6 protein-coding genes and 2 tRNA genes are annotated in these 8,505 nt (G+C 63.9%); 7 read left to right on the forward strand and 1 reads right to left on the reverse strand.

Annotated elements, in window-relative coordinates; genetic code table 11:
- The 6 genes from P4L93_05315 to rpoD form a co-directional block, all read left to right on the forward strand.
- Positions 1-502 (forward strand): kinase/pyrophosphorylase (locus P4L93_05315; GenBank protein MDR3686355.1); only part of this gene is annotated, 502 nt, incomplete at its 5' end.
- 89 nt (positions 503-591) lie between these two features.
- Positions 592-3,318 (forward strand): pyruvate, phosphate dikinase, encoded by a 2,727-nt coding sequence (gene ppdK / locus P4L93_05320; GenBank protein MDR3686356.1) that lies wholly within the window; start codon positions 592-594, stop codon positions 3,316-3,318.
- Between the two features lie 58 nt (positions 3,319-3,376).
- Entirely contained in the window at positions 3,377-3,538 is a 162-nt protein-coding gene (locus P4L93_05325) for a hypothetical protein (GenBank protein ID MDR3686357.1), read from the forward strand.
- Between the two features lie 56 nt (positions 3,539-3,594).
- Positions 3,595-4,644 (forward strand): deoxyguanosinetriphosphate triphosphohydrolase, encoded by a 1,050-nt coding sequence (locus tag P4L93_05330; protein ID MDR3686358.1) that lies wholly within the window; start codon positions 3,595-3,597, stop codon positions 4,642-4,644.
- 125 nt (positions 4,645-4,769) lie between these two features.
- Complete coding sequence (dnaG, locus tag P4L93_05335) at positions 4,770-6,593, forward strand: DNA primase (GenBank protein MDR3686359.1); 1,824 nt, start codon at positions 4,770-4,772, stop codon at positions 6,591-6,593.
- Positions 6,594-6,677: 84 nt separating this feature from the next.
- On the forward strand, positions 6,678-8,045 hold the full coding sequence (gene rpoD / locus P4L93_05340; protein ID MDR3686360.1) for an RNA polymerase sigma factor RpoD: 1,368 nt from the start codon (positions 6,678-6,680) through the stop codon (positions 8,043-8,045).
- Between the two features lie 144 nt (positions 8,046-8,189).
- Here rpoD and P4L93_05345 read toward each other — a convergent pair.
- Positions 8,190-8,264: transfer RNA gene (locus tag P4L93_05345), tRNA-Asn, on the reverse strand.
- A 168-nt stretch (positions 8,265-8,432) separates the two neighbouring features.
- On the opposite strand from P4L93_05345, the gene P4L93_05350 reads away from it, so the two are divergent.
- Positions 8,433-8,504, forward strand: a tRNA-Ile gene (locus P4L93_05350).
- Position 8,505: the final 1 nt, after the last annotated feature.

An 8,505-nucleotide genomic window follows, 5' to 3' on the forward strand; every position in this document is an offset into this window, starting at 1 on the left:
CGGCCAGGCCGGCGCGATCCGTCAGGCCGACGAGGCCTACTACGATCGCATCGAGGCTATGGAGTTCGCGATCAAGCACGACGACGGCCGCAACCCCGAGGGCCTGCAAAACGCCGACGTCGTGCTGGTTGGCGTCTCGCGCACGAGCAAGACGCCGCTCTCGATCTACCTCGCATCCAAGGGTTTCTACGCCGCCAACATTCCTCTCGTGCGCGGGAGCGAGCCGCCCGAAGAGCTCTTCGAGGTCGACCCACGCCGCGTGTTCGGTTTAGTGAGCAGCACTCCCGTGCTGGCCGAGATTCGGACGAAGCGCATGGCTGAGCTCGGCACGTACGTGGCGCACTACGCCGATCGCGAGGATATCGACGCTGACCTCGCCGAGGCCCGCGCCATCATGCGGCGCATCGGCTGCATCGTCGTGCGCACCGACAATCGAGCCGTCGAAGAGACCGCGCAGGAGATCATTCGCTACCTGCGCGGCGGGCTTGAGACGCAGGACTGAAACATCGGTGTTTCATGCGCGTGTCAGTGCGCGCATCGTTCGGCTAGAATGCAAGCCAAGCTCTGTACCCGGCACTGAAGGAGATAGCCTTGTCGGCTGTGAAGCGCGTGTACGCTTTCGGAGGGGGAACTACCGAAGGCGACAAGTCCATGAAGTTCCAGCTCGGCGGCAAGGGCGCAAACCTTGCCGAGATGGCGAAGATGGGACTTCCGGTTCCGCCAGGATTTACGATCACCTGCCAGGCCTGCATGGAGTACTACAACGCCACGCCTCCGGCGCTCCCCGAAGGACTCGCCGAGGAGATTGCCGAGCACATCGCCGCCCTTGAGGCGAAGATGGGCAAGAAGATCGGCGACGACAACGATCCCCTGCTCGTCTCCGTGCGAAGCGGATCGCCATTCTCGATGCCCGGCATGATGGACACGGTCCTGAATCTCGGCTTGAACGACACGTCGATCCAGGGACTGATCCGTCAGACCGGCAACGAGCGTTTCGCCTGGGACAGCTACCGTCGCTTCATCCAGATGTTCTCCAAGGTGGTTCTCGACGCAGAGGGCGACCTGTTTGAGAACGCCATCAACAAGATGAAGCTCGACCGCGGCGTCAAAAGCGACACCGATCTGTCCGCCGAGGACCTCAAGGCGCTTGTCGCCGAGTTCAAGGCGATCGTCGCCCAGCATATCCCGGCCGATAAGTACCCGCAGCTCGTGGGCGCGGACGGCAAGGTCGCTTTCCCGATGGAGGTCGACAAGCAGCTGAGCCTGGCCATCGAGGCAGTCTTCTCGAGCTGGATGAACGACCGCGCGGTCTACTACCGCAAGATGGAGAAGATCGCCGACGATCTGGGCACCGCCGTCAACATTCAGACCATGGTGTTCGGCAACAAGGGCGACACTTCGGCCACGGGCGTGGGCTTCACGCGCAACCCGGCCGATGGCACCAAGGAGTACTACGGCGACTTCCTCACCAATGCGCAGGGCGAGGACGTCGTTGCCGGTATCCGCCTCACCGAGCCGATCTCGGACCTGAAGAAGGTCCCGGGCCTTGAAGAGGCTGGCCGCGAGCTGGACGAGGTCTTCGCCAAGCTCGAGGCCTCGTACCGCGACATGTGCGACATCGAGTTCACAATCGAGCAGGGCAAGCTGTGGATGCTGCAGACCCGCATCGGCAAGCGTACCGCCCGCGCCGCGCTCAAGGTCGCCATCGACATGGTCGCCGAGGGCATGATCCAGCGCGACGAGGCAGTCCAGCGCATCGACCCCTCGCAGCTCGACCAGCTCCTGCACCCGCAGTTCGACCAGAACGCCACCTACGACGTCGTGGCCAAGGGACTCAACGCGAGCCCGGGCGCTGCCGTTGGCGAGGTCGTGTTCTCCTCGGCGGATGCTGTGGCCGCAAAGGACGCGGGTCGCGCCTCGATCCTGGTACGCTGGGAGACCAACCCCGACGATCTTTCGGGCATGGACGCTGCCAAGGGCATCCTGACCTCGCACGGCGGCAAGACGAGCCATGCGGCCGTTGTTGCACGCGGCATGGGCAAGCCCTGCGTCTGCGGCGTTGAGAAGCTCGAGATCGACGCTGAGCGCAAGGTCGCTCGCATCAAGGGCACCAACATCGAGATGCACGAGGGTGACCTGATCTCGATCGACGGCACAACTGGCGTGCTTGTTTTGGGCGCCGTGACGCTCGTACAGCCGGAGGTCACCGGCGACTTCGACCAGATTCTGACGTGGGCCGACGAGTTCCGCACCATGGGAGTTCGCGCGAATGCCGACACGCCTGAGGACGCCGCGCTCGGCCGCAAGTTCGGTGCGAAGGGCATTGGCCTTTGCCGCACGGAGCACATGTTCTTGGGCGAGCGGAAGATGATCATCCAGAACTACGTGCTTGCCGACAACCAGGAGGACCGCGACGCCGAGCTTGCCAAGCTGCTCGACGTGCAGGTGGACGACTACCTCGGCATTCTCGAGGCGATGGACGGGCTGCCCGTCACGATTAGGCTTCTCGATCCGCCGCTGCACGAGTTCCTCGACAGCCCCCGCGAGCTGGAGATCGAGATCGTGCGCGCCGAGTGCGCTGGCGCGTCGGCCGAGTCGCTGGCTCCCAAGCGCAAGCTGCTCGCCGAGATCGATGCGACGGCCGAGGCCAACCCGATGCTGGGTCTGCGCGGTTGCCGCTTGGGCATCATGCATCCCGAGATCTACGCGATGCAGGTCCGTGCAATCGCTCGCGCCACCGCCGAGCTGAAGAAGCGTGGTCTGGACCCGAAGCCCGAGATCATGATTCCGCTCGTCTCGGTCGTTACCGAGCTTGAGGTGCTTCGCGCCGAGACTGAGGCCGTACTGGCCGAGGTCTCCGCGGCAACCGGCGTGACGCTCGACATCCCGATCGGCACGATGATCGAGTTGCCGCGTGCCGCCGTGACCGCTGATGAGATCGGCAAGGTCGCCGATTTCTTCAGCTTCGGAACCAACGACCTGACGCAGACGACGTTCGGCTTCTCGCGCGACGACATCGAGGCGAAGTTCCTTCCCAAGTACCTGGACCGCAAGATTCTGGCGCGCAACCCCTTCGAGACCGTCGATCCCGGCGTCGCCAAGATGGTCGAGATCGGCTGCAAGCTTGGCCGAGAGGCTAACCCAGGTATCAAGCTGGGGGTCTGTGGCGAGCATGGTGGGGACCCGGACTCGGTCAAGACGTTCTTCAAGATCGGACTGAACTACGTGTCGTGCTCACCATACCGAGTCCCACTTGCACGATTGGCGGCGGCGCAGGCCGCGCTCGACGAGAAGTCAGCCGGTTCGGACAACCGGTAGCGCGACACCCGGAGCCCGGTCGAATGCGACCGGGCTCCGTTAACATCAGGGGGAGTAGATGGTCCGCAGGGCTCAGCTACAGCGTCGGACGGGCTCGCCGCTCATCGGCGGCTACCTGACGCCGCATGGTCCCAATTGGTGGCTCATCATCTCGGTGCTCCTCTTGGTGGCGGTCGCCGTGGGTGCGACGGGATACTACTGGCTCCACTGGTTCAGGTAGACGCGGCGACTCCGACGGGTTGAGCCCGACTGCACGATTGGCTAGGGAAGGACGACGTGAGCGGTTCGCTCGAGATCAAGACTCGTGAGGCCCTTGAGGCCGACGAACGACGACGGCTGGCGCCCGGCGCGGCCTTTGCCGATGCCACGAAGGGGCGGGTCTCGGCGATTCCTTTGGACTTCTACCGCACCGAGTTCCAGCGCGACCGAGACCGCATCATCCATTGCAAGGCGTTTCGCCGCCTCTCTCACAAGACGCAGGTGTTCTTGGCGCCCGAGGGCGATCACTACCGCACTCGCCTGACGCACACCCTCGAGGTGTCGCAGATCGCCCGATCCATCGCCCGAGCTCTCGCACTCAACGAGGACCTTACCGAGGCGATCTCGCTCGGTCACGATTTGGGCCACACGCCCTTCGGCCACACCGGTGAGGACTCGCTCGACAAAGCGCTTGCAGCCCTCCACGCCGCCGACCCAACCTCCATGCCAGCGGGCTATCGCCACAACGTACAGTCGCTGCGCATCATCGACGAACTGGAGTACGAGGGCAAAGGCCTCAACCTCACGTGGGAGGTCCGCGACGGAATCGTCGGCCACACAGGTCCGGACGTGCCGGCGACGATGGAGGGCCGCATCGTGCGCATCGCCGACCGAATCGCCTACGTGAACCACGACATCGACGACGCAGTGCGCGCCGGCGTGCTATGCGACGACGAGTTGCCAGCCGCTCCACTCGAGGTTCTCGGCGCTTACCACGGCGCGCGAATCACGACCATGGTCAACGACATGATTGTCACCTCGGCACAGCGCGGTGAGATCGCAATGTCGGAGCCGGTTTGGGACGCGATGATGGAGCTGCGAGCCTTCCTCTTCAAGAACGTCTACTTCTCCGCCAGAGCCAAGGCCGAGGAGCCCAAGGCCAGCGCCGTAGTCAAATCGCTCTTCGAGCACTACCTCGCCAATCCCATGGAGCTGCCGCCGGACGAGCGACCGGCCGAGGCCGGCGGACTCGTGCAGGCCGTCGTCGACTATGTGGCTGGCATGACGGACCGCTTCGCGATTCGCGAGTACGAGCGCCTCTTCGTGCCCAAGAAGTGGCTCCTATAGCGCGAGCGTGCGCAGCGCTGGAGCTCTTAGGGAACGGGCATCCTCCAGTAGGGTAGAATCGTGCGACACCGCGTGCCGCTTGGCGCTCGGTGTTGTCGGCAACTACTGAAGCGAGAGGGGGTCGTGTGGGCCGCATATCCGACGAAGACGTGCGGCGTGTGCGTGACGCGACCGACCTCGTCTCGCTTGTGGGTGAGCGCGTTGTGCTCAAGCAGAAGGGTCGCCTGTTCTGGGGCAACTGCCCGTTTCATCAAGAGAAGACCCCCTCGTTCAAAATCGATCCCGCCACTCAGTTGTGGCACTGCTTTGGGTGTGGCCTGGGTGGGGACGCTTACGGCTTCGTCATGCGGACCGAGAGCGTGGATTTCGGCGAGTCGATACGCATCCTCGCCGATCGCGCGCATATAGAGATCGCCGAGGAGGCCGGGGGAGTGCCCCGCAGCTTCCGTGAACGACTTATCGCGGCCACCGAGGCGGCCGCGAACTTCTATCACGACAACCTCACGAAGTCGCCTGAGGCCGGCGCGGCGAAAGCGCGTGACTACCTCAAGAAGCGCGGGTTCGGCAGCGACGTTGCACGCAATTGGCGACTGGGATATGCACCGGGCCGGTCGGCACTGACTCGCCACCTGACCAAGGCCGGGTTCACCGCCGAGGAGATCGTGGGGGCCAACCTCGCGTTGAAGGCGGATAACGGGCAGCTCAAAGACCGCTTCTACGAGCGCATCATGTTTCCGATCACCGACCTACAGGGGCGCTACATCGCCTTTGGCGGACGCGTCGTGGGCACGGGCGAGCCGAAGTACCTCAACACGCAGGACACGCCGATCTTCCACAAGTCGGCCAATATGTATGGCATTGATCGCGCCAAGGCGCTCATCACATCGTCTGGCGCCGCGATCGTGGTCGAGGGCTACACCGACGTAATTGCGCTGCACGAGGCCGGAGTGGCCAACGCCGTGGCGACGCTGGGTACGGCCCTGACGCGCGAGCACGTTCGCTTGCTGTCGCGTTTCGCCAAGCGAGTCGTCTACCTGTTCGATGGCGACGCGGCCGGACTGCGCGCTGCAGATCGCGCCTCGGAGTTCATCGACAAGAGCATCACGCCCGAGGCCGGTCGAGAGCGCATAGAGCTATTCGTCGCGGTCATTCCGGGAGGGCAGGACCCGGCCGATCTCGTGACCTCGCAAGGCCCTGAGGCGCTGGCCGCGGCCGTGGACGACGCAGCGCCCTTGTTGCAGTTCTCGATCGATCGCCGCTTCGCTCGCTGGGACCTCGACCGGCCCGAGGAACGCTCACGCGCGCTGAAGGAGGCCGCCGAGGTTCTTGCGCCGATTAAGGACTCGCTTCTCGCCGACGACTACGCAACCTACATCGCAGACAAACTGTTCGCCGATGTTGCGACAGTCAAGCGTGCAATCGGCGCGGCCCGACCGTCCAACACGAGCCAGTCGCTCGACGACTCGCAGCCCGAGGCGCCTGCCGCTCCAATCGCCGACACGCCCCAAGTTCGTCTCGAGCGCGACCTGCTGGATCTGCTGGTTAGAACGCCGCGATTGCGGGCGAGGGCACGCTTCTTGCTTTCGGAGAACCTGCTGACGGAGCCGGTACATCGCGCCATTGCCGAGGGTATAGAGCGTGAAGGCGTCGAGGTTCCGGCAGACGAGCTGGCCGGCAGGCTGGAGGCGTCGCTTCCAGGAGTGGCGGCCGTGCTCTCCGGGGCTCAGCTCGGCGAAGTTGCCGATGCAGACGCTGATGCTGCGGAGCGCGACATGGTACGCAAACTCAAGGAGTTTGACCTTGAGCGGCGTATCGCTATAGGTAAGGCTCGACTCAAGCAGCCCGGTTCGTTCACGGACCCGGCTGAATACGACGACCTGTTCAAGAATGTGTCGGCGTTGCAGCGGGAGCTTGAAGAGTACCGCAGCGGCGTTCGCGATGTCGGATGAGAACCAGGAACGAGGACGAAACGCGTGCCGGAGAAGCCCAGTACCGCAAGCTCGACTGCCAAGACTGACGCCGCTGAAGTGCCGGTGGCTCGCAAGCCACGCGCCAAGGCGCCGGCCAGGACGACCGCCAAGGCGAAGTCCGAGGCCAAGAACGCGCCCGAGCTTGAGCTTGCCGAGGTCCGCACGCTCACCAAGATGGGCAAGTCCAAGGGCAACCTGACTGACGAAGAGATTCAGGGTGCTCTCTCGGACATCGATCTGACCGACGACCAGTTCGAGCGCGTCTACACACACTTCCGCGAGAGTGGTATCGAGGTCATAGATGAGATTGTGGCCGGTGACGTGTCACTGGAAGTAGTGGCGCGCGCCGACACTGCAGACCTACCCAGCGCCGCGGAGCTCGAGGACATCGAGGTTGACGCCGAGGTTGCCGCCGCTGAGGCCGTCACCATCGAGATTCCGAAGGTCGCTCCGGCGAAGACCGCCAAGAAGAAGCCGAAGAAGCGTGAGAACCTCAACGCCGTGGCGCCTTTGACCGGCGATCCGGTCCGCATGTACCTCAAAGAGATCGGCAAGGTGCCGCTGCTCACGGCGGCCCAGGAAGTCGACCTTGCGATGAAGATCGAGGCGGGCCTCGAGGCCGCCGCACGCATTGAGGACGCGGTTGGCTCCAGCCAGTCGCTCGACCGCGCCGAGAAACGGCGCCTGACTCGCATCGAGCAGGTCGGTCTGGACGCCAAGCAGCAGCTGGTCGAGGCCAACTTGCGCCTCGTCGTCTCCATCGCGAAGCGCTACGTCGGTCGCGGGATGCTGTTCCTGGACCTGATCCAAGAGGGTAACCTCGGCCTGATCCGTGCCGTGGAGAAGTTCGAGTACACCAAGGGCTTCAAGTTTTCCACCTACGCGACCTGGTGGATTCGCCAAGCGATCACCCGCGCTATCGCCGACCAGGCGCGCACGATTCGCATCCCGGTCCACATGGTCGAGACCATCAACAAGTTGATCCGCGTCCAGCGCCAGCTGCTTCAAGAACTCGGTCGCGAACCTACTCCGGAAGAGATCGGCGAGAAGATGGAGATGACAGCGGACCGCGTCCGCGAGATCCTCAAGATCTCGCAGGAGCCGGTTTCGCTCGAGACTCCAATCGGCGAGGAAGAGGACAGTCAGCTGGGCGACTTCATCGAGGACGGTGAGGCTGTCGTTCCGCCCGACGCTGCGAGCTTCTCGATGCTGCAGGAGCAGCTCTCCAAGGTCCTGGACGGCTTGGCCGAGCGCGAGCGCAAGGTCATCGAGCTGCGCTTTGGCTTGGTCGACGGCCACCCCCGAACGCTCGAGGAGGTCGGACGCGAGTTCGGCGTCACGCGCGAACGCATCCGCCAGATAGAGTCAAAGACGCTGTGCAAGCTGCGCCACCCCAGTCGCTCCAGCAAGCTCAAAGACTATCTGGAGTAGTGACTGGTGCGATTGCTCGAAAGGCCTCGCCTCGGCGCGGCCTTTCTCTTGGCGCGAACTTGAAGCGATGGGGGGCTGCTGACGCTGTCTCGCTGCCCCGAAAACGCAAGAAGGCCCCGCTTTCGCGAGGCCTTCTGTGTTCGTTGGCTCCCCGGGCAGGACTCGAACCTGCAACATTTCGGTTAACAGCCGAACGCTCTACCATTGAGCTACCGAGGAATGAGTCGTTCGCGACCAGGAGCGGGACGCAAGAAGGAAGTATACGAACGACCCGTCACCAATGCAACACTTTGGAGCCTTAGGTTCGCGTGGCTGCAACGCCCCGCCCAAGATCGCCGTCGGCGGCATGCGCTATCATCGTCGGGTGCGTTCGGGAGACCTCCCAACGGGCCCGTAGCTCAATGGCGGAGCAGGCGGCTCATAACCGCTTGGTTGCTGGTTCGAATCCATCCGGGCCCAC

The organism is Coriobacteriia bacterium, from assembly GCA_031292615.1.
In the GTDB taxonomy this organism is placed as follows: domain Bacteria; phylum Actinomycetota; class Coriobacteriia; order Anaerosomatales; family JAAXUF01; genus JARLGT01.

Bases quoted from the DNA above. Each gene is read 5' to 3' on its own strand.
- P4L93_05325 (MDR3686357.1), top strand. From the start codon at position 3,377: ATGGTCCGCAGGGCTCAGCTACAGCGTCGGACGGGCTCGCCGCTCATC.